The sequence below is a fragment of the Streptomyces sp. NPDC007164 genome (assembly GCF_040634135.1).
GTDB classification, from domain to species: Bacteria; Actinomycetota; Actinomycetes; order Streptomycetales; family Streptomycetaceae; genus Streptomyces; species Streptomyces sanglieri.
In genome coordinates this window covers 391,721-415,717 of sequence record NZ_JBEYFB010000002.1, presented here as the reverse complement: position 1 = coordinate 415,717, position 23,997 = coordinate 391,721, and the positions used below count along the sequence as shown (strand labels likewise).

Genomic DNA, 23,997 nt, shown 5'->3' with positions numbered 1-23,997 from the left:
GTACTTCTCCACCGAGAGGAGTGCGGGTCCCCCGTTTGCAGTCACATCGCGCGCTGATACGGATGAATCTTCATAGCGTGGGTCCATGAACCACACGCCGCGCATCCGCCCCGTAGCGAGCTGCACTCTGCTGGTCGTGTCCCTGGTCGCAGGTGTGACCGCCTGTGGCGGGTCCGGTGGCCACCCGCTCGCGGAGAAGCCCTACGACGCGGTGGACGAGATCTCCGCCAACGCTTCGGACGGCGACGAGAAGGTCGACCCCGGCAAACCGCTGGAGGTCACCGTCAACGGCGACGACGGCCGGATCACGGACGTGTCGGCCGTCGACACGACCGGCCGCCACCTCGCGGGTGAACTCGACGCGGACGGAAAGCGGTGGCACTCCACGCTCCCGCTCGCAGCCGGCACCCGGTACACCGTCAGGGTCGGCATGGAGGACGACGACGGCGCTCCCGGCAGCCGTACGCTCTCCTTCGGGACCACCTCCGCCAAGAAGTTCCTGAAGGTCGCCTTCGGCCCTCAGGCGGGCACCTACGGCGTCGGACAGCCCATCACGGCGGAACTCAGCGCTCCGGTCAAGGACAAGGCGTCCAGGGCCAATGTCGAGCGCGCCCTGCGGGTCCGCTCGACGCCCGCCGTGACCGGCTCCTGGTACTGGGTCGACGACAAGACCCTGCACTACCGCCCCAAGGACTACTGGCCCGCCAGGGCGACCATCGACGTCACCAGCGGCCTGGCCGGCGTCAAGGTCACCGACGCCCTCTACGGAGCCCCCACCAAGCCGCTGAGGCTCACCACGGGCGACCGCGTCGAGGCCGTCACGAACGCCGCAGCGCACTCGATGACGGTCAAGCGCAACGGGAAAGTGATCAACACCATTCCGGTCACGACCGGCAAGCCCGGCTTCTCCACGCGAAACGGCGTCAAGGTCGTGCTGGGCAAGGAATACCGCGTACGTATGCGCGGGGAGACGGTCGGCATCGCGGAGGGCTCCTCCGAGTCGTACGACCTTCAGGTCTACTACGCGACGCGGGTCACCTGGAGCGGCGAGTACGTGCACGCGGCCCCCTGGTCCACCGGCTCGCAGGGGTCCGCGAACGTCAGCCACGGCTGTACCGGCATGAGCACCAGCCAGGCCGAGTGGTTCTACAACACCGTGCGCACCGGCGACATCGTCACGGTCGTGGGCAGCCAGGGCGAGACGATGACGCCGTTCGACAACGGCTTCGGGGACTGGAACCTGTCCTGGGCCAAATGGCTGAAGGGCAGCGCCCTGCAAAAGGACACCGCCCCGGACCGTACGGAGACGGTCCAGGCGGCGCGACTGCGCCCCGAGGTCTGACCGGACCGGGGAAGTGCGCTGCCCTTCGGAGGGACCGCGGACGGGGCCGCGGCGGGCCTCAGGCGCCCACGCAGGCCCTGCTGCGCAGCAGGGCGGCCAGGGCGTCCGCGAACTCGACCGGCTCGACCGGCAGGGTCACCGCGGCGTCCGCGCGGCTCCAGGTGGCCAGCCAGGCGTCCTGCGGGCGCCCGATCAGCAGCAGTACCGGCGGGCACCGGAAGATCTCGTCCTTGATCTGCCGGCAGACGCCCATGCCGCCCGCGGGCGCCGTCTCGCCGTCCAGCACGCAGACGTCGACGCCGCCGCGGTCAAGCGCCTCCAGCACGGCGGGCATGGTGGCGCATTCGAGGAATTCCACCGGTGGCACGTCGGCCGCGGGCCTGCGCCCGGCTGCCAGCCTCACCTGCTCACGGGTGTTGGCGTCGTCGCTGTAGACCAGGACCGTGGCGGTCGGCTGCATTGTTCCTCCGTGACATCTGTGTCTTCGGGGCTTTCCGGGCATGAACCGATGCGCGGATCGTACTCCGCCAGACGGCCTGTCAGCACCGCTTCGGACCGTCGTTCCATGGGCCGTTCGGGGAGGACACACCAGGCTGACACACCGAACGGCACCCCCCGGGGTGAGGGCGGGATAAGCGACCGACATAATGTCGGTCGTGGCGACAGCAACGACAGTAGAAACCGGGCACGCGCACCCGTCGGTCAATCGACCGAACCTCACCAGCGTCGGAACCATCATCTGGTTGAGTTCCGAGCTGATGTTCTTCGCGGCCCTCTTCGCGATGTACTTCACCCTGCGATCGGTGACCGGACCGGAGCACTGGAAGGAAATGGCTTCGGCCCTGAACTTCCCGTTCTCGGCGACGAACACCACGATCCTGGTGCTCTCCTCACTCACCTGCCAGCTCGGCGTCTTCGCCGCGGAGCGGGGCGATGTGAAGAAGCTCCGTGCGTGGTTCGTGATCACTTTCGTGATGGGTGCGATCTTCATCGGAGGCCAGGTCTTCGAGTACACCGAGCTGGTGAAGAAGGACGGCCTCTCGCTGTCCTCCGACCCGTACGGCTCGGTGTTCTACCTGACCACCGGCTTCCACGGTCTGCATGTGACAGGCGGTCTCATCGCCTTCCTGCTCGTTCTGGGCAGGACATACGCAGCCAAGAGGTTCACCCACGAACAGGCGACCGCCGCCATCGTCGTGTCCTATTACTGGCACTTCGTCGATGTCGTGTGGATCGGCCTCTTCGCCACGATCTACATGATCAAGTAACCGGGTTCGAACCCGAACCACATCCAGCATCGACGCAGAAGATCCTGACACCGGGGTAATCCGTGAAAAAGCTCTCCGCACGACGACGCCATCCGTTGGCGGCGGTCGTCGTACTACTCCTCGCGCTGGCGGCCACTGGGGGGCTGTACGCCGCGTTTGCGCCCGCGAGTAAGGCGCAGGCCGACGAAACCGCCCAGTCCCTCGCCATCGATGAGGGCAAGAAGCTGTACTCCGTCGGTTGCGCCAGCTGCCACGGAACCGGCGGTCAGGGCACCACCGACGGGCCGAGCCTGGTCGGCGTGGGCTCCGCCGCCGTTGACTTCCAGGTCGGTACGGGCCGTATGCCGGCGCAGCAGCCCGGCGCCCAGGTGCCGAAGAAGAAGGTCATCTACAACCAGGCCCAGATCGACCAGCTCGCGGCGTACGTCGCGTCGCTCGGCGCCGGCCCGATCGTCCCGACCAAGAACGACGTCAACCCTGAGGGTGCGGACATCGCCAAGGGTGGCGACCTGTTCCGTACCAACTGCGCGCAGTGCCACAACTTCACCGGCGAGGGCGGTGCGCTGACGAACGGCAAGTACGCGCCCAGCCTTGAGGGTGTGGACCCGAAGCACGTCTACGAGGCCATGCAGACCGGCCCGCAGAGCATGCCGTCCTTCCCGGACACGACGATGCCCGCGCAGCAGAAGCGGGACATCATCGCGTACATCCAGACCGTGAACAGCGCCCAGGCGGAGAACCCGGGCGGGCTGAAGCTGGGCGGCCTGGGGCCGGTCAGTGAGGGTCTGTTCGCCTGGATCTTCGGGCTCGGCGCACTGATCGCAGTTGCCATTTGGGTCGCGGCCCACACCGCTAAGGCCAAGAAGTCATGAGTAGCCAAGAGATTCCAGACGAGAACCTGCCCGCTGAGCAGGGCACCGCGCACGGCGCGGTAGAGGTCGCCGACGACCCGTTCGCCGACCCGGGGCTGCCGGCCCACCAGCCGCGCATCCAGGACATCGACGAACGTGCCGCGAAGCGCTCCGAGCGCGCCATCGCGTTCATGTTCACGCTGTCCATGCTGGCGACGGTCGGCTTCATCGCCTCCTACGTCATCTTCCCGGTCGACAAGATCGTGTACATCTGGCCCTTCGGCCATGTGAGCGCGCTCAACTTCTCCCTGGGTCTGACCCTGGGCGTGGCCCTCTTCACGATCGGCGCCGGCGCCGTCCACTGGGCGCGCACGCTGATGTCCGACGTGGAGGTCGCCGACGACCGGCACGCCATCGAGGCCGAGCCCGAGGTCAAGGCGAAGGTCATGGCGGACTTCGCGGCAGGTGCCGAGGAGTCCGGGTTCGGACGGCGCAAGCTGATCCGCAACACCATGTTCGGCGCGCTGGCCCTGGTGCCGCTCTCCGGTGTGGTGCTGCTGCGCGACCTCGGTCCGCTGCCGGAGAAGAAGCTCCGCAGCACCCTGTGGGCCAAGGGCAAGCAGCTCATCAACATGAACACGATGGAGCCGCTGCGCCCCGAGGACGTCACGGTCGGTTCGCTGACCTTCGCCATGCCCGAGGGGCTGACGGAGGAGGCGGAGGACTTCCAGAACCAGATCGCCAAGGCCGCGCTGATGATCATCCGCATCGAGCCGGACAACATCAAGGACAAGCGCGAGCGCGAGTGGGCCCACGAGGGAATCGTGGCCTTCTCCAAGATCTGCACCCACGTCGGCTGCCCGATCAGCCTGTACGAGCAGCAGACGCACCACGTGCTCTGCCCGTGCCACCAGTCCACCTTCGACCTCTCCGACGGCGCCCGCGTCATCTTCGGTCCGGCCGGTCACGCCCTTCCGCAGCTGCGGATCGGCGTGAACAGCGAGGGCAACCTCGAGGCGCTCGGTGACTTCGAAGAGCCCGTCGGTCCTGCATTCTGGGAGCGCGGATGAGTACTGCGACCGACACACAGCGCAAGGCGCCCGCCGGTGAGCGGGTGGCCGACTGGGCGGACGGCCGGCTCGGGATCTACTCCCTGGCCAAGGCCAACATGCGCAAGATCTTCCCGGACCACTGGTCCTTCATGCTCGGCGAGATCGCCCTCTACAGCTTCATCATCATCATCCTCACGGGTGTGTATCTGACGCTGTTCTTCCACCCGAGCATGAACGAGGTCGTGTACCACGGCTCGTACGAGCCGATGCAGGGCATCAAGATGTCGCAGGCCTACGCCTCGACACTGGACATCAGCTTCGACGTCCGCGGTGGTCTGCTGGTCCGCCAGATCCACCACTGGGCCGCGCTGATCTTCCTGGCCGGCATGTTCGTGCACATGATGCGCGTCTTCTTCACGGGCGCGTTCCGCAAGCCGCGTGAGATCAACTGGCTGTTCGGCTTCCTGCTGTTCGTGCTGGGCATGTTCACCGGCTTCACCGGTTACTCGCTCCCGGACGACCTGCTGTCCGGTACGGGTGTCCGCTTCACCCAGGGCGCGATCCTGTCGACGCCGATCGTCGGCACGTACATCTCGATGTTCCTGTTCGGCGGAGAGTTCCCCGGCCACGACTTCGTCGCCCGGTTCTACTCGATCCACATCCTGCTGCTGCCGGGCATCATGCTCGGTCTGCTGGTGGCGCACCTGATCCTTGTCTTCTACCACAAGCACACGCAGTTCGCGGGTCCCGGCCGGACGAACAAGAACGTCGTCGGCATGCCGCTGCTGCCGGTGTACATGGCGAAGGCAGGCGGCTTCTTCTTCCTGGTCTTCGGCATCATCGCCATCATCGCGGCGATCGCCACGATCAACCCGATCTGGAACATCGGTCCGTACCGCCCGGACCAGGTGTCCACCGGCGCCCAGCCCGACTGGTACATGGGCTTCGCCGAGGGTCTGATCCGAGTGATGCCGGGCTGGGAGATCAACCTCTGGGGCCACACGCTGGTCCTGGGCGTGTTCATCCCGCTGATGGCCTTCGGACTGGTGCTCGCGATCATCGCGGTCTACCCGTTCGTCGAGTCCTGGGTCACCGGGGACAAGCGCGAGCACCACATCCTGGACCGCCCGCGCAACGCCCCGACCCGGACGGCCTTCGGTGTCGCCTGGATCACCGAGTACGTCATCGTCTTCATCGGCGGTGGCAACGACCTGTGGGCCACGCACTTCCACCTGTCGCTGAACGCCATCTCCTGGTTCGTACGGATCTTCATCTTCGTCGGCCCGGTCCTCGCGTTCATCGCCACCCGGCGGATCTGCCTCGGCCTCCAGCGCCGCGACAAGGAGAAGGTGCTGCACGGACGCGAGTCCGGCATCATCAAGCGCCTGCCGCACGGTGAGTTCGTCGAGATCCACGAGCCGCTCGGCCCCGAGCAGCTGCACACGCTCACCGCGCACGAGCAGTACAAGCCGGTCGAGATCGGCCCGACGGTCGACGAGAACGGTGTCGAGCGCAAGGTGTCGGCCCTGCAGAAGCTGCGGGCCCGGCTCAGCAAGGGCTACTTCGGCGAGGACAACCAGATCGCCAAGCCCACCGCCGAGGAGTACAAGGAGATCACCAGCGGCCACGGTCACCACTGATCGCCTGAACTGATCGCCACAGCGGGAGCCCCGTCCATTCGATGGACGGGGCTCTTTGCCGTCCCCGGCGCTGGATAGGGTGGGGGTGATCCCTTTTACCGGCTGTGGACCCCAGGAGCGGACCATGAACGTTGTGACCCCGATCGGCGGCGACAGCGTGGCGGACCGCACCTGGCCCGGCGTGCTGAACCCCCTGCTGCGCGGCGAGAACCTCACCGCGGACGACACCGCGTGGGCGATGGACCGCATCATGCGCGGTGAGGCGAGCGATGTGCAGATCGCCGGATTCGCGGTCGCCCTGCGCGCCAAGGGCGAGACGATCGACGAGGTGTCCGGCCTGGTACGGGCGATGTACGAGCACGCCAACACCATCCACGTACCCGGCCGTACGGTCGACATCGTCGGAACCGGCGGCGACCTCGCCAAGACGGTCAATATCTCCACCATGTCGGCGGTCGTCATCGCCGGCACCGGCGCCAAGGTCGTCAAGCACGGCAACCGCGCCTCCTCGTCCGCGAGCGGTTCCTCCGACGTGCTGGAGAAGCTCGGCGTCAACCTGGACCTCAGCGCGCAGCGGGTCGCCGAGGTCGCCGAGGAGGCGGGCATCACCTTCTGCTTCGCGGTGAAGTTCCACCCCGCCCTGCGGTACGTCGCCAGGGCCCGCAAGGAGCTCGGCACGCCGACCACGTTCAACATCCTCGGACCGCTCACCAACCCGGCCCAGGTGCGCTCCCAGGCCGTCGGTGTCGCCGACCTGAGGATGGCGCCCATCGTCGCCGGTGTCCTTGCCGAGCGCGGCAATTCGGCGCTGGTCTTCCGGGGCGACGACGGCCTGGACGAGCTGACCACGACCGCGACCTCGCGGGTCTGGGTGGTCCGGGACGGAGCGGTGCGCGAGGAGGCGTTCGACCCGCGCGACGTCGGCCTGGAGCTGGTGCCCGTCCAGGCCCTGCGCGGCGCGGACGCCTCGTACAACGCCGATGTGGCCCGGCGGGTGCTGGCCGGCGAGCGGGGGCCCGCCCGGGACGCCGTGCTGCTCAACTCGGCGGCGGCGCTGACGGCTCTCGACCCGACGGACGGCACGCTGAACGAGCAGCTCGCGGCCGGGATCGCGAAGGCCGCCGAGTCCATCGACTCCGGTGCGGCGGCCCGCGCTCTGGAGCGCTGGGTGGCGGCCAGCAACGCCTGAGCCTGCCGGGTGACCTCTGATCGGGCGGCCACGCCCTGGCACGCACGCTTCCCGCGTTGCCGAAATGCCCGAGTAGCTCCGCTACTAGGACATCCCGGCGCCTTGGAATCGCACGCACCAGACCGCGTCCGCTATCCGATCGAAGGTCACCCGGCAGGCTCTGAAACGGGCGCAGATGTGGCGCAAGGCGCAGTCCGGATCCTGGACTGCGCCTTGCGCGTCTTCGTACGTATGGCAAGATGCTGGGCAGGTCATGAGTGACAGCGACTACGGCCCCGGCCCGCTGTCCGGCAACCCTCCGTCCGTGGCGGGGTGCCCCGGGTGAAGACCAGGCCGTAGGCAGCGAGGTCTGCGGCAAGCGCGGGCCCCTCGGCATCTGTGAATGCCAACCCCCGGGGTCCTGGTCCCTAGGGAGTCTCTTGTGAGCACGCGAATGCGATAGGGCCGTCGGCCCTCTTCCGCACACCCCTTTTCACCTTTTCCGCTGCGCTGCCGCGTATCCGCCGGCGCATGCGATTTCGCCTGCCTCTCACGGGAGTTCGCCATGTCTGTCTTCACCGCTGCCGCCGACCAGTCGCTTTGTGCACCTCTGCCGGTTCTGGGCAAGGATGTGACGGTTCCGCTGGTCACGGGCGGTGAGGTCAGCTACGCCGCGCTCGACTACGCCGCCAGCGCCCCCGCGCTCCAGCGGGTCTGGGACGACGTCGCGGCGTACGCCCCGTACTACGGCAGCGTCCACCGCGGAGCCGGTTACCTCTCGCAGCTCTCCACGGACCTCTTCGAGAGCAGCCGCGTCACCGTCGCGGAGTTCCTCGGCTGCCGCGCCGGTGACCAGGTGATCTTCACCCGCTCGACCACCGACTCGCTGAACCTGCTGGCCGCGGTGGTCCCGGCCGACTGCCAGGTCTTCGTCTACGAGACCGAGCACCACGCCTCGCTGCTGCCGTGGCGCGACGCCCGGGTGACCTACCTGAACGCTCCGCGCACCCCGGCCCAGGCCGTCGAGACGCTGGAGCGGGCGCTCGCCGAGCGCGACCCCTACGGCCCCGCGCTGGTCTGCGTCACCGGTGCCTCCAACGTCACCGGCGAGCTGTGGCCGGTGAAGGAGTTGGCCGCCGCCGCGCACGCGCACGGCGCCCGGATCGTGCTGGACGCCGCCCAGCTCGCCCCGCACCACCCCGTCGACATCGCCGAGCTGGACGTGGACTGGGTTGCCTTCTCCGGACACAAGCTGTACGCGCCCTTCGGCTCGGGCGTACTGGCCGGCCGGGCCGACTGGCTCCAGGAGGCCGAGCCCTACCTCGCGGGCGGCGGCGCCTCGCGCAAGGTCGCCCGTCGCACCGACGGCGGGGTGGACGTCGAGTGGCACTCCACCGCCGCCCGCCACGAGGCCGGTTCCCCCAACGTCATCGGTGTGTACTCCATCGCCGCCGCCTGCAAGGCGCTCACCGAGGCGGGCTTCGACAACCTGGTCGCCCGGGAGCAGCACCTCGTCGCCGCGGTCCGCGCCGGCCTGGCCGAGGTCCCCGAGGTCAAGGTGCTCTCGCTGTTCGGCGACGACGCCCCGCGGGTCGGCGTCATCTCCTTCGTGGTGGAGGGCTGGAACAGCTCGCACTTCGCCGCCGCGCTCTCCGCCGAGTACGGCATCGGCGTCCGCGACGGACTGTTCTGCGCCCACCCGCTGGTCCGCACCCTGCTGGGCAGCGACCCGCAGGAGGTCGGCGAGTGCGGTGCGCCGGAGGCCGAGCCGGGCGAGCGATCGCTGAACGCGATCCGGGTGAGCTTCGGCGCCGGTACGCCGGACGAGCACATCGAGCGGTTCGTCCGCGCGGTCAAGGAACTGGTCAGCAAGGGCGCCCAGTGGAAGTACCGCACCGAGGACGGCCGCTGCGTCCCGGACCGGGGTGCGGTGCAGCTCTGAGGCACACAGCACTTCGGCGGGGGACGGGCAGCCTTGTGGGCCCGTCCCCCGCCGAAGTGCCGCGGGCGTGGTGAGGCGCGTGCCTACGCGTCGAGGCCGATGGCGAAGGCGGCCTCCAGGTCGTGCTGCGAGTAGGTACGGAACGCCACATGGGTGTCGGTGGCCTCGACGCCGGGGATCTTGCTGATCCGGCCGGGGATGACATCGGCGAGATCGTCGTGCTTGGGCACCCGGACCATGGCGATCAGGTCGTACGTACCGGTGACCGAGAAGACCTCGCTGACACTGTCCAGCGCGGCGATGGCCTCGGCGATCTCGGGAATCCGGTCCACGCTGGTTTTGATGAGCACGATCGCGGTGATCACGGCTGGCTTTCTCCCTCGGTGGCCGTGGCTGGTCCCTTCACTCTATCCGTACGCCGGTAACGCCCCCAGGCGTAGAGAAAGCCGAGGGCGAAGCCCACCACATGGGCCAGATAGGCCACGCCCGGCCCCCCGCTGCCGGCGCCCTGGACGGCCAGCCACTGGAGGGCGAACCAGAAGACCAGCACGATCCAGGCGGGGAAGCGCAGCGGCAGGAAGAAGAGGAACGGGAACAGGCTGGTGACCCGGGCCCTGGGGAACAGATACAGGAACGCCCCGAGCACCGCCGAGATCGCCCCCGAGGCCCCCACCAGCGTCTGGTCCGACGTGGCGTGCGCGGCCGCGTAGGCGACCAGGGCGAGGTAGCCGGAGATCACGTAGAAGAAGGTGAACCCGACCCGGCCCATGCGCTCCTCGGTCATCGCCCCGAACACGTACAGGAAGAGCACGTTGCCGAGCAGGTGCAGCCAGCTGCCGTGCACGAACAGGGCGGTGAACGGGGTGAGCAGGGCGTGCGCGGAGCCGTCCCACAGCTCACCGGGGATCACGCCCCAGCGTTCGAAGTACCCGGCCTGTGCGGCGAGCAGGGCGTCGGCGGTGCCGGGGACCGGGTTGAAGCCGGACAGCGGGCTGATCACGAAGACCAGGGAGCAGACCGCGATCAGGGCATGGGTCACCAGCGGTCCGCCCGAGGTGACCGTACGTAGGAGCCCGCCGGTCAGCCTGCCGGCCACAGCTCGCCGATCGATCATGAACAGAGCATGACGCAAGCGGAGGGAACGGGACAGACCGCCTCGCCGTGTCGGGGGGACACGACGAGGCCGTAGGGTTACGGCAGGACATCCGCAGTTCGACGGCGCACCGCGAGATCCTTGAAGCAAGGCAGCACGAGGCTCGACGAAAGAGGACGCAACGATGACGACGGTTCCCCAGCCGACCGACGGGACCCGCTGGCGCTGCACGCTCTGCGGAAATCTCACGCGCTTCGACGTGACCCGCTCCTCGAAGGTCGTCGAATACGTCCATCTCGACCTGGCCGGTGAGTCCAGCGTCGAGGAACGCGAGGTGGTCAGTGAGACCATCGAGTCGGTGCGCTGCCGTTGGTGCAACGCGGTGGACCAGATCGAACTGGTGGACAGGCCGGGTGCCGACTCCTGACGGAGCCGCGCCCACAGACATTTGGGGTGACGGATGGTGGAGCAGCCCGCTAGCGGCGCCGAGTCGGCCGGGGCGGCCGACGACGCCGTCGAGGCGCTCGACCGCCCACTGCCCGAAGGCGTACGGCGGCGGGTCGTCGCACTGGTCTCGGACGCGTTCGGCGGTCTGACGGTCACCGAACTCCCCGCCCAGCTGCGGCAGTACGCCCGCTTCACCCCGACCCGGCGGGCCAAGTTCGCCGGGAACGCGATGGCGGCCGCTCTGGAGAGCGATCCGTTGTTCCGGCAGCGCATCGGCGAGCGGCTCAAGGAGGGCCAGCCGGAGCTGACCGATGCCCTGGAGGCCGGGTCGCCGCCCGCGGCCGCCGACCCCGTCGACGTGGCCGCCGCGGCCTATGTGCTGCGCCCGGCGGGCTGGGTCAAGCTGGTCGCCGCCGCCGGCGAGGAGGCGCAGCGCGCGGACGCCGAGCGCGCCGACGAGGAGAGCCGCCGCGAGCTGGAGCGGCTGCGCGAGGAGCTGGTCCGCGCCCGCTCCCAGACGAAGAGCGAGACGGAGCGGCTGCGCGTCGAGCTGGACGCGGCCCGCAAGGAGGCCGAATCCCTCCAGCGCAAGCTGCGCAGCGCCGTCAACGAGGTCAAGCGCGCCGAGGCCGCGCTGCGCCGCAGCCGGGCCGAGACCGACACCGTACGGTCCGAGGCGGCCGCCCAGGTCTCCGCGGCCGAGAGCGAGAGCCGTCGCCTCAAGGCGCGGCTCGGCGAGGCCGAGGCGTCCGTGGAGGCGGGCCGCCGGGCCGCCAGGGAGGGCCGCTCGGTCGAGGACATGCGGCTGCGGCTGCTGCTGGACACGGTGCTCGACGCGGCGAGCGGACTCCGCCGCGAACTGGCCCTGCCGCCCTCCTCGATGCGGCCGGCGGACAGCGTCGACGCGGTCGAGCCGGGCCGGATGTCGCCCAAGGACATCGCCGCCAGGGCCCTTTCGGAGACCGACCCGGCCCTGCTCGACCAGTTGCTCGCGCTGCCGCAGGCGCATCTGATCGTCGACGGCTACAACGTCACCAAGACCGGCTATCCGCAGCTGCCGCTGGAGAAGCAGCGGTTGCGGCTGCTGGGCGGGCTCTCGATGCTCGCCGCGCAGACCGGTGCGGAGATGACCTGTGTCTTCGACGGGGCCGAGCTGGCGGCCCCGGTGCTGCTCGCACCGCCGCGCGGGGTCCGGGTGCTGTTCAGCAAGCCCGGGGTGACCGCCGACGAGCTCATCCGTCAGCTGGCGCGCGCCGAACCTCCGGGCAGGCCGGTCGTGGTGGTCTCCACCGACCGCGAAGTGGCCGACGGAGTCGCCAAGGCGGGTGCCAGGCCCGTTGCGTCCGTCTTGCTCCTGAAGCGCCTTTCGCGCGTCTAGCGGCACTTGCCGGTTGTCGGTGGAAATCGGGGAACGGACCGTCAAGTCACCGCTACACCCCGTGCGTCGTGGGTAAAGAAGTGCGGTCCGTGACGAGATTTTTCCGGCGAGGATTTGAACTGATCACAAGATGGTCACTAGGGTCAGGCCTCGAACCTTCGCACGGTTGATCACCCATCCGGGGTGACTGTGAAGGCACCGCCGAGTCCGTGACATGCACGGAGCCGGGGATTCGCGTCCCCCACAGCCCGGTAGGCGGCTCGAGGAAGAAGGAGCTCGCCTCCGTGGCGTCCCACCGTCGTCCCAAGCAGCCGAGCCGCGCTCGTGTGACCGTGCTCACCGCAACCGCCGCCGCAGCCGTCGCCCTGACCTCCCAGGCGGCGCACGCCGACCCGAAGCCCTCCAAGAGCGAGGTCAAGACCAAGGTCGAGAAGCTCAGCCACGAGGCCGGCGAGGCCAACGAGCAGTACTACGGCGCCAAGGAGAAGCAGCAGAAGCTGGAGAAGGAAGTCGGCGCGCTGCAGGACAAGGTGGCCCGCGGCCAGCAGGAGATCAACAACCTGCGCAACGGCCTCGGTTCGCTCGCCGCCGCGCAGTACCGCTCCGGTGGCATCGACCCTTCGGTGCAGCTCTTCCTCTCCTCGAACCCGGACACCTTCCTCGACGAGGCGTCGGCGCTCGACCAGTTGACGGCCAAGCAGACCGAGACCCTGGGGAAGATCCAGGAGAAGCAGCGGTCCCTCGCGCAGGAGCGCAAGGAGGCCCAGGACAAGCTCGGTGACCTGGAAGACGTCCGCAAGACGCTCGGCGAGAAGAAGAAGAAGCTCCAGAGCAAGCTGGGCGAGGCCCAGCGCCTGCTCAACACGATGACCGCCGCCGAGCGCGCGAAGATGCGCGACGACCAGCAGCGCGCCAGCCGCTCCGCGGGCGACCGTGTCGACCTGGGCAACGAACTCCCCGCCTCCGCCTGGGGTGCCGCGGCCCTGAACGCCGCCAAGACCCAGGTGGGCAAGCCGTACGGCCGCGGCGGCACCGGCCCCGGGTCCTTCGACTGCTCCGGGCTGACCCAGTGGGCCTACGCCCAGGCCAACGTCCAGATCTCCCGGGTCACCTACACCCAGATCAACGACGGTGTCCACATCGGGCGCAGCGCGCTGAAGCCGGGCGACCTGGTCTTCTTCAACAACACCTCGCACGTGGGGCTCTACGCGGGCAACAACACCCTCCTGCACGCCCCGTACCCGGGCACGTTCGTCCGCTTCGAGTCGATGGACACCATCGGCAGCTTCCAGTTCGGCGTCCGCGTCGGCTGACCACGCCCGAACGGGCGAATTCCCGCGCCCGCGCAGACAGTCCGCCCCGCCGGAGACCAACAGGTCACCGGCGGGGCGCCGTCGTTTCCGCCGCACTTCCCACCGGCGCGGCCTTTGGCCGCTCCGTGATCGTCCGACTACTGTCTGCCTGCCGTGCAGCTCCCGGTCGTCGGTCCGCCCGCCCCGGGCGGCAGGGGCTGCGCGCGTCTGCGTACAGCGGAAGGGAGTGCGGCGTCCTGTGGTGTCCCATCGCCGTTCCACACAGTCCGGGCTCAACCTGACCGTCCGGGCCACCGTTCTGTCCGCCGCGGCGGCGACCGCGGCCGCCACCCTCGGCGCGGCCACCGCGAACGCCGACCCGCAGGACGCGCCCAGGACCGCCAAGGCCCGCGTCGACCGGCTGTACACCGAGGCGGAGCGGGCCACCGAGCAGTACAACGCGGCCGGTGAGAACATCGGCCGGCTGCGCGGCGAGGTCGACCGGGCCCAGGACCGGGCAGCCCGCGGCCAGGAGCAGGTCAACCGGATGCGTACGGTGCTCGGTTCGGCGGCGAGCGCGCAGTACCGCTCCGGCTCCATCGACCCTTCGCTCGCCCTGCTGCTCTCCTCCGACCCGGACAGCTACCTCGACCGGGCGGCCGTGCTGGAACGCCTGACCGGCCTTCAGGCCGCCGAGCTGCGGGAACTCCAGCAGGTCCAGCGCGGGCTGACGCAGACCCGGGCGGAGGCGGCCCGCGCACTGGCCGAGCTGGAGCGCAGCCGGGCGGATGCCACCCGCCACAAACGGACCGTCGAGCGCAAGCTCGCCGAGGCCAGGAAGCTGCTGGGCGCGCTGCCCGGCGCCGACCGGGCGGAGTTCGAGCGGGCCTCGCGCTCCGGCCGCGACGCCGGGTACCCGGCCATGGCCGACCTGCTGGCCGGCTCCGCGCGTGCGGCGGCCGCCGTCATGGCGGTCCGGCAGGCGCTCGGCCGCCCGTACGTCTGGGGGGCCAGCGGACCGGCCGGATTCGACTGCTCCGGGCTGATGCAGTGGGCGTACGCCCGGGCCGGGGTCAGCCTGCCCCGGACCTCGCAGGCCCAGCGGTACGCGGGCCACATGGTGCCGCTCTCCGCCGCCCGCCCCGGCGACCTGGTCGTCTACCGGGCGGACGCCGGCCACGTCGCGATGTACGTCGGCAACGGACAGGTGATCCACGCCCCGTACCCCGGGGCCCCGGTGCGCTACGACCCCGTCGGCATGATGCCCGTCACGTCGGTCACCCGCGTCTGACCGTACCCTCGATCGGGTGCGGCGACGGCGGGGACGGAACGGCGGGCGACGGGCGGCGGGAGCGCTGCTCGCGGGAGCGCTGCTCGTCTCCGGCTGCGCGGCCCGCGACGACGGCGCCGCCCCCGGATCCACCACCCGGGCCGTCCGCGCCACGCTGGACCGCCGGGCCGCCGCCGTGCTGGACCACGACACCGACGCCTACCTCGCCACCACGGACCCCGGGGCCACCGCACTGCGCGCGGCCCAGCGCCGGGAGCTCGGCAACCTCGCCGACGTGCCGCTCGGCTCCTGGACCTACCGGCTGCGCGGCGTGACCGCCGAGGGCACCGACCGGGCCACCGCCGACGTCGAGCTGCGCTACCGGATCAAGGGCTACGACGCGGCGCCGGTCACCGCGGACCGGGTGTTCCACCTGAAGCGGGACCGGGCGGCCGGCCGCTGGTACGTCGTGGGCGAGCGGGCGGTCGGGGACGGAGTCCAGCTCTGGCAGCAGGGCGACGTCCGGGTGGTGCCCGGGAAGCACAGCCTGGTGCTCGGCGTCGGCCGCACGGACCGGGAGCTGAACCGGATCGCCCGTACCGCGGACGGCGCGGTGCCCGCCGTCTCCGGCGCCTGGCCGGAGCGCTGGGCGGGCCGCGTGGTGGTGCTCGTGCCGCGGACGGTGCGGGACATGGCGGGGCTGCTGGGGTCGACGGCGGCGGACTACCGAGGGATCGCCGCCGTCACCACGGGACGGACCGGCGGCACGGGCCGGACCCCGGCGGACCGGGTGATCGTCAACCCGGAGGCGTACGGCACGCTCGGCACCTTCGGGCAGCGGATCGTCCTCACCCACGAGACCACCCATGTCGCCACCCGCGCCCGCACCTCCGCCGCGACCCCGACCTGGCTCTCCGAGGGCTTCGCGGACTGGGCGGCCTACCGGGCCGAGGACCGCGCCGCGGCCCGGATCGCACCCGAACTCGCGGACGCCGTCGCACGCGGCGAGCTGCCGGCCGGGCTCCCCACCGACGAGGACTTCGCCTTCACGGGCGATCCCGCGCGCCTGGCGAGGGCGTACGAGGGCGGCTGGGCGGCCTGCGAGCTGATCGCCGACCACTGGGGCGAGCGGAAGCTGTTCGCCTTCTACCGGGCCGTCGGAGGGCACTCGGGACGGGACGGAGCGGTGGAGCAGGCCATGCGCGAGGTGCTCGGCACGACCCCCGAGGACTTCACCGTGCTCTGGCGCGACCGCCTGCGCACCACGCTCGGCTGAGCGGGCGCGCGGCTCAGGAGGCGACCGGCTCCGCCTCCCGGTCGAGGCCGGACCGGGCGGCCGGGCCGCCCTCGCGCGCCGCCCCGGTGACCGTCCGCCGCCACAGCCGACGGCAGGCGATCAGCGTCGCCGCGACCAGCAGGCCGTTGCGCAGGAACATCAGCGTCACGCCCGTCGCGTCGCTGGTCACCACGTGGACGAACCCGAGCGGGAACTCCCACTGGGTGACGCCCGTCGCCGCCAGCACCAGACAGGCCGGCAGCACCATCCGGCTGTCGCGGAACACCAGGCAGACCGCCGCCAGGCCGACCAGCCACAGCATGTACTGGGGACTGATCACCCGGCTCGTCGTCGTGAACAGCAGCACCGCCGTGAACGCCGCGTCCGCCGGGGTGCTCACGCCGAACTCACGGGCCCGCAGCCGCCACAGCAGCAGCCAGCCGAACGCGAGGACCGACAGACCGAGGGCGAGCGTGCTCACCAGCGGCACGTGCGGGCCCAGGAACTCCATCGAGCCGTAGTGCAGTTCCACCCGGCCCTGCCAGCCGAACTGCCGCGCCACATGGAAGACCAGCGCCCCCAGCGACTCGACCTCGGTGCCCCGGTCGCGCTGGGAGCCCAGGAAGGCCAGCGCCCCCGGCATCGCCACGGTGCACACCACCAGCAGCCCGGCCGCCGTCACCGCCGCGGCCGTCCACGCCAGCCGCGTCCGCCGCCCGCGCGCCGTACCCGCCAGGATCAGCGCCGGCCACACCTTCAGCAGCGCACCGACGGCGGCCAGCACCCCCAGCACCCGCGGATGCCGCAGCCCCGCCAGCAGAGCCGCCACCGCGACCGCCGTGACCATCACGTCGTAACGGGCGTACGCGGTCGTGCCGAGCAGCGGCACCCCCGCCACCCACACCCAGGCGCCGGCCGGCCACCGGCCGTCCCCCCGGCCCGCGTACAGCAGCAGCCCCAGCACCAGCAGATCGCAGACGAACGCGAGGACGAAGAAGGCCGAGGCGTAGTCCAGGAACGGCAGCAGCGCGGGGGAGAGGATGGCGAGCGCGGCCAGCGGCGGGTACTGCCAGGTGACGTCGGACTGCGGATACGTACCGGTCTTCAGGACCTCGGACCAGCCGTGGTAGATCACCGAGACATCGCTGGTCACGTCCGGTCCGGGCAGCGTGATCACCTTGGTGACGCAGAGCAGCAGCGCGACCCTGGTCAGGGCCCACACCACGACGGCCAGCCGCGCGCCGGTCGATCCGGTCATGACCGCCTCATCCGTTCTCATCGGTGGGTACCGGGTGGGTACGAGGAGCCATGATGCCCGCCCGGAGTGCGCGAGAGCCATCGGGCCGGGCTGCCGGTACTGTCGGCCGGGATGGACAAGACCCTGATCGTGACCAACGACTTCCCGCCCCGCCCCGGCGGCATCCAGGCGTTCCTGCACAACATGGCGCTGCGCCTGGACCCCGCACAGATCGTCGTGTACACCTCCACCTGGAAGCGGACCCCCGAAGGCCGCGCGGCCACCGCCGCCTTCGACGCCGAGCAGCCGTTCACCGTCGTGCGCGACCCCGTGACGATGCTGCTGCCGACCCCCCGGGTCACCCGGCGCGCGGTGCGGCTGCTGCGCGAGCACGGCTGCACCTCCGTCTGGTTCGGCGCCGCCGCCCCGCTCGGGCTGATGGCACCGGCGCTGCGCCGGGCGGGCGCCCGCCGTCTGGTCGCCACCACCCACGGGCACGAGGCGGGATGGGCGCAGCTGCCCGCGGCCCGGCAGCTGCTGCGACGGATCGGCGAGGGCACGGACACGATCACGTACCTGGGGGAGTACACCCGCTCCCGGATCGCCCCCGCGCTCACCCCACGGGCCGCGGCGCGGATGGCCCAGCTGCCGCCCGGCGTCGACGAGAAGACCTTCCAGCCGAGCTCGGGCGGGGACCGGACCAGGGCCGGGCTCGGCCTCTCGGACCGGCCGGTCGTCGTCTGTGTGTCCCGGCTCGTGCCGCGCAAGGGCCAGGACACGCTGATCCTCGCGATGCCCGCGATCCTGGCGCAGGTGCCGGACGCGGTGCTCCTGATCGTCGGCGGCGGACCGTACGACAAGGAGCTCAGGCGGCTGGCCGAGGAGACCGGGGTCGGGGAGTCCGTGCGGTTCACCGGACCGGTGCCCTGGGAGGAGCTGCCCGCCCACTACGGCGCGGGCGACGTCTTCGCCATACCGTGCCGCACCCGGCGCGGCGGCCTCGACGTGGAGGGGCTCGGCATCGTCTTCCTGGAGGCCTCCGCGACCGGTCTGCCGGTGGTGGCGGGCGACTCGGGCGGCGCGCCCGACGCGGTGCTCGACGGCGAGACCGGGTGGGTGGTGCGCGGCGGCAGCGTGGAGGAGTCGGCCGACCGGATCGTCACGCTGCTGCGCGACCCGGAGCTGCGGCAGCGGATGGGGGAGCGGGGGCGGGCCTGGGTCGAGGAGAAGTGGCGCTGGGACCTGCTCGCCGAGCGGCTGCGGGCGCTGCTCTGAGCCACGTGCGAGATGGAGACGCGGGCGCTTGCTCCCGGGCCACGTACGAGGTGCGGATGCTCGCTCCCGGCCTCGTGCGCGGCGCGGGCGCTCGCTCCGGACCACGTACGCGTCAGGGCCCGCACACGTCGTGCGGGCCCTGCGACGTACGGATGCCGGTCAGCCCCGGTAGATCGACTCGATCTCGTCCGCGAAGTCCTTCGCCACCACGTTCCGCTTCAGCTTCAGCGACGGCGTGATGTGGCCCGCCTCCTCGGTGAACTGCGAGTCCAGGATGCGGAACTTGCGCACCGACTCCGCCTTGGACACGGCCGCGTTCCCGTCGTCCACCGCCCGCTGCACCTCGGCCAGCAGCTCCGGGTCCTCGCGCAGCGACACCGCCGTCGAACCCGCCGGCTTGCCGTGCTCCGCCGCCCAGCGGCCCAGGAACTCCTCGTCCAGGGTGACCAGCGCGCCCACGAACGGCCGTCCGTCGCCGACCACCATGCACTCGGCGATCAGGGCGTGCCCGCGGATCCGGTCCTCGATCACCGCGGGAGCGACGTTCTTGCCGCCCGCGGTGACGATGATCTCCTTCTTGCGGCCGGTGATCGCGAGATAGCCGTCCTCGTCCAGCGTGCCGATGTCGCCCGTGTGGAACCAGCCGTCGGCCAGCGCGTCGGCCGTCGCCGCCTCGTTGTTCCAGTAACCGGTGAACAGGTGCTCGCCGTGCAGCAGCACCTCGCCGTCGTCGGCGATCCGCACCACCGAACCGGGCAGCGGCTGGCCGACCGTACCGATCTTCTGCCGGTCCCACGGATTGAAGGCGGTGGCCGCGCACGTCTCGGTCAGGCCGTAGCCCTCCAGGACGGTGAAGCCGATGCCGCGGTAGAAGTGGCCGAGCCGCTCGCCCAGCGGCGCGCCGCCGGAGATCGCGTACTCGCCGCGCCCGCCGAGCACCGCGCGCAGCTTGCCGTAGACCAGCCGGTCGAAGATCTTGTGCTTCAGCCTCAGGCCCAGCGCGGGGCCCTGGGGGGTACTCAGCGCGCGGCTGTAGGCGATCGCCGTGTTCGCGGCCCTGTCGAAAATCTTTCCCTTGCCGTCGGCCTGCGCCTTGGCCCGCGCCGCGTTGTACACCTTCTCGAAGACCCGCGGCACACCGAGAATCAACGTCGGCCGGAACGAGGCCAGTTCATCGGTGAGGTGCTTGATGTCCGGTACGCAGCCGAGCTTGATCGGGGCCATCACCGAGGCCACCTCGACCAGCCGCCCGAAGACGTGCGCGGCGGGCAGGAAGAGCAGTACGGAGCACTCACCGGTACGGAAGAGCGGCTTCAGCCGCTCCACCACGTTGCCGCACTCGGCGAAGAAGCTGCGGTGCGTGAGCACACAGCCCTTGGGGCGGCCGGTGGTGCCCGAGGTGTAGACGATGGTGGCCGGGTCGTCCGCCTTGGCGCTCGTCATCCGCAGGTCCAGCGTCTCGTCCGAGACGTCCTCCCCGATCGCCGTCAGCCCGCGGATCGCGTCTTCCTCGATCTGCCAGATGCCCTTAAGGGCCGGCAGGCCGGCCTGGACGGAGACCACGGAGGCCTGGTGCGCCTTCGACTCCACCAGACACAGGGCGGCACCGGAATCACCGAGGATCCACTGGATCTGCTCGGGCGAACTGGTCTCGTACACCGGGACGGTGACCGCGCCGGCGCTCCAGATCGCGAAGTCGAGCAGTACCCACTCGTAGCGGGTGCGCGAGAGCAGGGCCACCCGGTCACCGGCGTCGACGCCCGCGGCGATCAGCCCTTTGGCGACGCCTCTGACCTCGGCCAGGAACTGCGCGGCGTTCACATCGGCCCACGCGCCCCCCACCTTGCGGCTCATCACCGCGACATCGGGATGCTGAGCGGCATTGCGGCGGATGAGATCCGTCAGGTTGCCGTCCGAAGGGACCTCGTACAGGGCCGGAAGGCTGAACTCGCGCAAGACTGCTGCTCCTCATCGGGCTCCGGTGCCACGGCTCTGTGTGACGCACCGGCTGCGGTCCAGGATTGGCAGGTGCTCAGTGGGGTGAGCACGACTGGACTGCCCGGACGTTACCCACCAGTACTCGGTTCCCGATAGGGGGTTCCGGCCAGATGTCTTACGCGTCACACATCGCGGTGATCCTTGGGCGCACAGTAGTCCACCCGTATGACCGGGCGAAGATTTTCGCAGGTCCGGCGGCCTCTACCCAGGTGACCGGGAGCGTCCTAGGGTGATCGTCATGCGAGCCGGACCGGACAGCGCCAGACAGCGCACGCGTATCCATGTGGTCAGCGACGTGCACGGCAACACCGAGGCGCTGGCCCGCGCCGGGGACGGCGCCGACGCGCTGGTCTGCCTCGGTGACCTGGTGCTCTTCCTCGACTACGCCGACCACTCGCGCGGCATCTTCCCCGATCTCTTCGGAGTGGAGAACGCCGACCGGATCGTCGCGCTGCGCACCGCGCGCCGCTTCGAGGAGGCCCGCGAGTTCGGCCGCGGCCTGTGGGCGGGCCGGGACCGCAACGCGGCGATCGTCTCGGCGGTGCGCAAGCAGTACGCCGAGCTCTTCGCGGCCTTCCCCACCCCGACGTACGCCACCTACGGCAACGTCGACATCCCCGGCCTGTGGTCCGAGTACGCGCATCCCGGCACCACCGTCCTGGACGGCGAACGGGCCGAGATCGGCGGCCGCGTCTTCGGCTTCGTCGGCGGCGGGCTGAAGACCCCTATGAACACCCCGTACGAGATCGGCGACGAGGAGTACGCGGCGAAGATCGAGGCGCTCGGCCCGGTCGACGTGCTCTGCACCCACATCCCGCCCGATGTGCCGGAGCTGACGTACGACACGGTGGCGCGCCGCTTCGAGCGCGGCAGCCGGGCCCTGCTGGACGCCATCCGCCGGACCCGCCCCCGGTACGCCCTGTTCGGCCACGTCCACCAGCCGCTGGTGCGACGGATGCGGATCGTTGCCACCGAATGTGTGAACGTCGGACACTTCGCGTCCACCGGCAGGCCCTGGTCCCTGGAGTGGTGACCACACCGGCACCGGACCCTGGAACGAGGCGCCGCGCACACGCGATAGCCTTCTGACGGCAGGCATCTGCCGACGCACCGGTACACCGCACTGGAGGAGCCACGGCGATGGCTGAACACACCAGCTCGAGCATCACGATCGAGGCGGCACCGGCCGACGTCATGGGAGTGATCGCCGACTTCGCCCGCTACCCGGAGTGGACCGGAGAGGTCAAGGAGGCCGAGGTCCTCGCCGAGGACGACCACGGCCGCGCCGAGAAGGTCCGGCTCGTCCTCGACGCCGGAGCGATCAAGGACGACCACACCCTCGCCTACACCTGGATCGGCGACTACGAGGTCAGCTGGACCCTCGTCAAGTCCCAGATGCTGCGCGCCATCGACGGCTCCTACGCACTGGCCCCGCTCGGCGACGGCGACCGCACCGAGGTCACCTACCGGCTCACCGTCGACGTCAAGATCCCGATGCTCGGCATGATCAAGCGCAAGGCCGAGAAGGTCATCATCGACCGGGCCCTGGCCGGACTGAAGAAGCGCGTCGAGTCCGTCCCGAAGGGCTGACCCGGATGCGTACGGTCCTCGTCACCGGCCCCGGCGGCGCCGGCCGTACCACCGTCGCGGCGGCGACCGCGCTGGCCGCCGCCCGCCGGGGCCGGCGCACCCTGCTGCTGACCGCCGACGGCATACCCGGCTTCCCCGAGGACACCGAGCCCACCGAGGTCACCGACGGGCTGTGGTCCGCCCGCATCGACTCCGGCGAGCACTTCCGCGGCGAACTCCTCGCCCTCCAGGACCAGGCCTCCGTCGTACTCGACCTGCTCGGCGGGAACCGGCTGGACGGCGAGGAGCTGACCGAACTCCCCGGCAGCACCCAGCTCGCCCTGCTGCACGCCCTGCGCCGCGCCGCCGAGGGCGACTGGTCGCGGGCCGGCCACGACCTCCTCGTCGTCGACCTGCCGCCCCTGCGCGAAGCACTCGCCCTGCTCGCACTCCCCGAACAACTGCGCCGCTATCTGCGCAGGCTGCTCCCCCCGGAACGCCAGGCCGCCCGCGCCCTGCGCCCGATGCTCGCCCAGCTCGCCGGCGTGCCCATGCCCGCCCAGTGGCTGTACGAGGCGGCCGCCCGCAGGGACGCCGAGCTGGCCGCCGTGCAGGCCCTGATCGAGGCCCGCGACACCACGGTCCGGCTGGTCGCGGAGCCCGGCCCCGCCGCCGAGGACACCCTGCGCACCGCCCGCACCGGCCTCGCCCTGCACGGACTGCGGGTCGACGCCCTCGCGGTGAACCGGGTGCTGCCCAGGCACTCGGCCGACCCCTGGTTCGCGGAGCTCGCCGCACAGCAGGAGAAGACCGTCGACCACTGGTACGAGGAGTGGGCGCCCCACGCCGCGCTGTGCCAGGTGCCCCACCTCGGCCGCGACCCGCGCGGCCTCGACGACCTCGCCCGCCTCGACACCGCGGCCGACGGCCCCCGCGGGGACGACGGACTCGCCGGGGGACTGGACGGGCGGGGCCCCGGCCGGGCCGACGCCCCCTGGTGGGTGGAGAGCCCCGGTACCCCGGAAGGCCTGGACGGGCTGCTGCCCGGCGCCCGGATCGTGACCACCGGCCCGCCGTCCGGCGACGGCGACCCGGTCCTGGTCTGGTGCCTGCCGCTGCCCGGCGCCGCCAAGAAGGACCTCCAGCTGGTCCGCCGCGGCGACGAACTGCTGCTCACCGTCGGCCCGTTCCACCGGATCGTCCCGCTGGAGTCCGGACTGCGCCGCTGCACCGTCTCCGGCGCCGCCCTCACCGACGGGGTGCTCCGGGTCCGGTTCACCCCGGACCCCGGCCTGTGGCCGAGGACGGGCTGAACGGCGCGTCGCGCTTCGGGTAACGTCGGTAGTACGTGCCCCGTATGCCGGGCCGCCGGCACACCACGTCGCAGGAGTCCGCCATGAGCGATGCCACCGATCGTCCCGTCGACGACGACGCGTGGGCGAAGGCCTGCGCCGAGGACCTCGAAGCGGAGAAGGCCCGCCGCCGGGCCCAGTACGGCCCGCCGCCCGGCTCCGCCGCCGAGGAACTGCGCAAGCTGGTCGACGCCGTGGCCGACAAGTTCTCGTCCCTCCAGTCGCCGCTGTTCGGCGCGGCGGCCCAGGGCACCGTGCAGCAGATCATCAAGCAGGCGAAGTCCGCGGTCGAGCCCGTCATCGAGCGCAACCCGGACGTCTTCGAGCACATCGCCGCGGCCGGCGGCGAACTCCTCGCCGCCTACCGCTCCGCCGTCGAGGGCCAGGAACGCCGCTGGACCCAGGACGCCGGCGACCCCGCCGGCACCGAGAAGAAGGCCGACGACCCCTCCGATCCCCGTGACGAGGGCCCCGCCGCGGGCGAACACATCGACCTGGACTGACCGGCACCGATGGGCCGGGCCCCCGGCTCGGGTACGGTTGGCCT

The 23,997-nt window shown here is 70.9% G+C and carries 22 protein-coding genes and 1 riboswitch; of the genes, 17 read left to right on the top strand and 5 right to left on the bottom strand.

The features are described 5' to 3' along the window. The first annotated feature begins 85 nt into the window (after positions 1 to 85). Positions 86 to 1,342 (top strand): Ig-like domain-containing protein, encoded by a 1,257-nt coding sequence (locus ABZ622_RS06375; protein WP_360540929.1) that lies wholly within the window; start codon positions 86 to 88, stop codon positions 1,340 to 1,342. Between the two features lie 58 nt (positions 1,343 to 1,400). On the opposite strand, the gene ABZ622_RS06370 is transcribed toward ABZ622_RS06375, so the two are convergent. Continuing rightward, the gene (locus ABZ622_RS06370) at positions 1,401 to 1,802 is read right to left on the bottom strand and encodes a hypothetical protein (protein ID WP_360540927.1); all 402 of its coding nucleotides are present in this window, start codon (positions 1,800 to 1,802) and stop codon (positions 1,401 to 1,403) included. A 187-nt stretch (positions 1,803 to 1,989) separates the two neighbouring features. Between ABZ622_RS06370 and ABZ622_RS06365 the strand changes: the two genes are divergently transcribed. The 6 genes from ABZ622_RS06365 (at position 1,990) to ABZ622_RS06340 (ending at position 9,263) form a co-directional block, all read left to right on the top strand. Further along, a complete protein-coding gene (locus ABZ622_RS06365; protein ID WP_124718117.1) occupies positions 1,990 to 2,610 on the top strand; it encodes a heme-copper oxidase subunit III in 621 nt (206 codons plus the stop codon). A 62-nt stretch (positions 2,611 to 2,672) separates the two neighbouring features. Next, on the top strand, positions 2,673 to 3,482 hold the full coding sequence (locus tag ABZ622_RS06360; RefSeq protein WP_360540925.1) for a c-type cytochrome: 810 nt from the start codon (positions 2,673 to 2,675) through the stop codon (positions 3,480 to 3,482). After that, entirely contained in the window at positions 3,479 to 4,531 is a 1,053-nt protein-coding gene (locus tag ABZ622_RS06355; protein ID WP_360540923.1) for a Rieske 2Fe-2S domain-containing protein, read from the top strand. Before ABZ622_RS06360 ends, ABZ622_RS06355 begins: the two co-directional genes overlap by 4 nt. Continuing rightward, positions 4,528 to 6,153: a ubiquinol-cytochrome c reductase cytochrome b subunit gene (locus ABZ622_RS06350; protein ID WP_360540921.1), complete on the top strand. Its 1,626-nt coding sequence runs from the start codon at positions 4,528 to 4,530 to the stop codon at positions 6,151 to 6,153. The genes ABZ622_RS06355 and ABZ622_RS06350 overlap by 4 nt, the downstream gene beginning before the upstream one ends. 124 nt (positions 6,154 to 6,277) lie before the next feature. Continuing rightward, complete coding sequence (gene trpD / locus ABZ622_RS06345) at positions 6,278 to 7,342, top strand: anthranilate phosphoribosyltransferase (RefSeq protein ID WP_360540919.1); 1,065 nt, start codon at positions 6,278 to 6,280, stop codon at positions 7,340 to 7,342. A gap of 249 nt (positions 7,343 to 7,591) precedes the next feature. Next, positions 7,592 to 7,709: riboswitch (SAM riboswitch) on the top strand. 177 nt (positions 7,710 to 7,886) lie between these two features. Beyond that, a complete protein-coding gene (locus ABZ622_RS06340) occupies positions 7,887 to 9,263 on the top strand; it encodes an aminotransferase class V-fold PLP-dependent enzyme (RefSeq protein WP_360540917.1) in 1,377 nt (458 codons plus the stop codon). Between the two features lie 83 nt (positions 9,264 to 9,346). Here the strand turns inward: ABZ622_RS06340 and ABZ622_RS06335 are convergent, their stop codons facing one another. Both ABZ622_RS06335 and ABZ622_RS06330 read right to left on the bottom strand, forming a co-directional pair. Next, a complete protein-coding gene (locus tag ABZ622_RS06335; RefSeq protein WP_124718123.1) occupies positions 9,347 to 9,628 on the bottom strand; it encodes an Lrp/AsnC ligand binding domain-containing protein in 282 nt (93 codons plus the stop codon). Further along, complete coding sequence (locus ABZ622_RS06330) at positions 9,625 to 10,377, bottom strand: rhomboid family intramembrane serine protease (RefSeq protein WP_360540915.1); 753 nt, start codon at positions 10,375 to 10,377, stop codon at positions 9,625 to 9,627. The genes ABZ622_RS06335 and ABZ622_RS06330 overlap by 4 nt, the downstream gene beginning before the upstream one ends. Positions 10,378 to 10,540: 163 nt before the next feature. On the opposite strand from ABZ622_RS06330, the gene ABZ622_RS06325 reads away from it, so the two are divergent. The 5 genes from ABZ622_RS06325 to ABZ622_RS06305 all read left to right on the top strand — a co-directional run bounded on the left by ABZ622_RS06325 (position 10,541) and on the right by ABZ622_RS06305 (position 16,019). Next, positions 10,541 to 10,783, top strand: a complete 243-nt coding sequence (locus ABZ622_RS06325) for a hypothetical protein (RefSeq protein WP_014156692.1) — start codon at positions 10,541 to 10,543, stop codon at positions 10,781 to 10,783. Positions 10,784 to 10,819: 36 nt separating this feature from the next. After that, positions 10,820 to 12,181: an NYN domain-containing protein gene (locus ABZ622_RS06320; RefSeq protein WP_360541034.1), complete on the top strand. Its 1,362-nt coding sequence runs from the start codon at positions 10,820 to 10,822 to the stop codon at positions 12,179 to 12,181. 284 nt (positions 12,182 to 12,465) lie between these two features. Next, entirely contained in the window at positions 12,466 to 13,494 is a 1,029-nt protein-coding gene (locus tag ABZ622_RS06315) for an NlpC/P60 family protein (protein ID WP_360540913.1), read from the top strand. Positions 13,495 to 13,732: 238 nt separating this feature from the next. Further along, positions 13,733 to 14,764, top strand: a complete 1,032-nt coding sequence (locus tag ABZ622_RS06310) for an NlpC/P60 family protein (RefSeq protein WP_360540911.1) — start codon at positions 13,733 to 13,735, stop codon at positions 14,762 to 14,764. A gap of 16 nt (positions 14,765 to 14,780) precedes the next feature. Then, positions 14,781 to 16,019 carry a hypothetical protein gene (locus ABZ622_RS06305; protein WP_360540909.1) on the top strand — a complete coding sequence of 413 codons (1,239 nt, stop codon included), beginning with the start codon at positions 14,781 to 14,783 and terminating at the stop codon, positions 16,017 to 16,019. Positions 16,020 to 16,032: 13 nt separating this feature from the next. Here ABZ622_RS06305 and ABZ622_RS06300 read toward each other — a convergent pair whose 3' ends face one another. Further along, the gene (locus ABZ622_RS06300; RefSeq protein ID WP_360540907.1) at positions 16,033 to 17,277 is read right to left on the bottom strand and encodes a glycosyltransferase family 87 protein; all 1,245 of its coding nucleotides are present in this window, start codon (positions 17,275 to 17,277) and stop codon (positions 16,033 to 16,035) included. Positions 17,278 to 17,388: 111 nt separating this feature from the next. Between ABZ622_RS06300 and ABZ622_RS06295 the strand changes: the two genes are divergently transcribed. Beyond that, positions 17,389 to 18,531 (top strand): glycosyltransferase family 4 protein, encoded by a 1,143-nt coding sequence (locus ABZ622_RS06295; RefSeq protein WP_360540905.1) that lies wholly within the window; start codon positions 17,389 to 17,391, stop codon positions 18,529 to 18,531. A 159-nt stretch (positions 18,532 to 18,690) separates the two neighbouring features. Here the strand turns inward: ABZ622_RS06295 and ABZ622_RS06290 are convergent, their stop codons facing one another. Continuing rightward, positions 18,691 to 20,487: an AMP-dependent synthetase/ligase gene (locus ABZ622_RS06290; protein WP_360540903.1), complete on the bottom strand. Its 1,797-nt coding sequence runs from the start codon at positions 20,485 to 20,487 to the stop codon at positions 18,691 to 18,693. 280 nt (positions 20,488 to 20,767) lie between these two features. Here ABZ622_RS06290 and ABZ622_RS06285 point away from each other — a divergent pair, with 280 nt between their 5' ends. From ABZ622_RS06285 to ABZ622_RS06270, 4 genes are all read left to right on the top strand, one after another. After that, positions 20,768 to 21,562 carry a metallophosphoesterase gene (locus ABZ622_RS06285; RefSeq protein WP_360540901.1) on the top strand — a complete coding sequence of 265 codons (795 nt, stop codon included), beginning with the start codon at positions 20,768 to 20,770 and terminating at the stop codon, positions 21,560 to 21,562. Between the two features lie 107 nt (positions 21,563 to 21,669). Next, complete coding sequence (locus tag ABZ622_RS06280) at positions 21,670 to 22,119, top strand: SRPBCC family protein (RefSeq protein ID WP_360540899.1); 450 nt, start codon at positions 21,670 to 21,672, stop codon at positions 22,117 to 22,119. 5 nt (positions 22,120 to 22,124) lie between these two features. Continuing rightward, positions 22,125 to 23,411, top strand: coding sequence for an ArsA-related P-loop ATPase (locus tag ABZ622_RS06275; protein ID WP_360540897.1), 1,287 nt, complete (start codon positions 22,125 to 22,127; stop codon positions 23,409 to 23,411). An 83-nt stretch (positions 23,412 to 23,494) separates the two neighbouring features. Continuing rightward, complete coding sequence (locus ABZ622_RS06270) at positions 23,495 to 23,953, top strand: DUF5304 domain-containing protein (protein ID WP_360540895.1); 459 nt, start codon at positions 23,495 to 23,497, stop codon at positions 23,951 to 23,953. Positions 23,954 to 23,997: the final 44 nt, after the last annotated feature.

Bases quoted from the DNA above. Each gene is read 5' to 3' on its own strand.
- ABZ622_RS06300 (WP_360540907.1), bottom strand. From the start codon at position 17,277: ATGACCGGATCGACCGGCGCGCGGCTGGCCGTCGTGGTGTGGGCCCTG.
- ABZ622_RS06285 (WP_360540901.1), top strand. From the start codon at position 20,768: ATGCGAGCCGGACCGGACAGCGCCAGACAGCGCACGCGTATCCATGTG.
- ABZ622_RS06375 (WP_360540929.1), top strand. From the start codon at position 86: ATGAACCACACGCCGCGCATCCGCCCCGTAGCGAGCTGCACTCTGCTG.
- ABZ622_RS06350 (WP_360540921.1), top strand. From the start codon at position 4,528: ATGAGTACTGCGACCGACACACAGCGCAAGGCGCCCGCCGGTGAGCGG.
- ABZ622_RS06370 (WP_360540927.1), bottom strand. From the start codon at position 1,802: ATGCAGCCGACCGCCACGGTCCTGGTCTACAGCGACGACGCCAACACC.
- trpD (WP_360540919.1), top strand. From the start codon at position 6,278: ATGAACGTTGTGACCCCGATCGGCGGCGACAGCGTGGCGGACCGCACC.
- ABZ622_RS06330 (WP_360540915.1), bottom strand. From the start codon at position 10,377: ATGATCGATCGGCGAGCTGTGGCCGGCAGGCTGACCGGCGGGCTCCTA.
- ABZ622_RS06355 (WP_360540923.1), top strand. From the start codon at position 3,479: ATGAGTAGCCAAGAGATTCCAGACGAGAACCTGCCCGCTGAGCAGGGC.
- ABZ622_RS06275 (WP_360540897.1), top strand. From the start codon at position 22,125: ATGCGTACGGTCCTCGTCACCGGCCCCGGCGGCGCCGGCCGTACCACC.
- ABZ622_RS06280 (WP_360540899.1), top strand. From the start codon at position 21,670: ATGGCTGAACACACCAGCTCGAGCATCACGATCGAGGCGGCACCGGCC.
- ABZ622_RS06365 (WP_124718117.1), top strand. From the start codon at position 1,990: ATGTCGGTCGTGGCGACAGCAACGACAGTAGAAACCGGGCACGCGCAC.
- ABZ622_RS06270 (WP_360540895.1), top strand. From the start codon at position 23,495: ATGAGCGATGCCACCGATCGTCCCGTCGACGACGACGCGTGGGCGAAG.
- ABZ622_RS06340 (WP_360540917.1), top strand. From the start codon at position 7,887: ATGTCTGTCTTCACCGCTGCCGCCGACCAGTCGCTTTGTGCACCTCTG.
- ABZ622_RS06295 (WP_360540905.1), top strand. From the start codon at position 17,389: ATGGACAAGACCCTGATCGTGACCAACGACTTCCCGCCCCGCCCCGGC.
- ABZ622_RS06325 (WP_014156692.1), top strand. From the start codon at position 10,541: ATGACGACGGTTCCCCAGCCGACCGACGGGACCCGCTGGCGCTGCACG.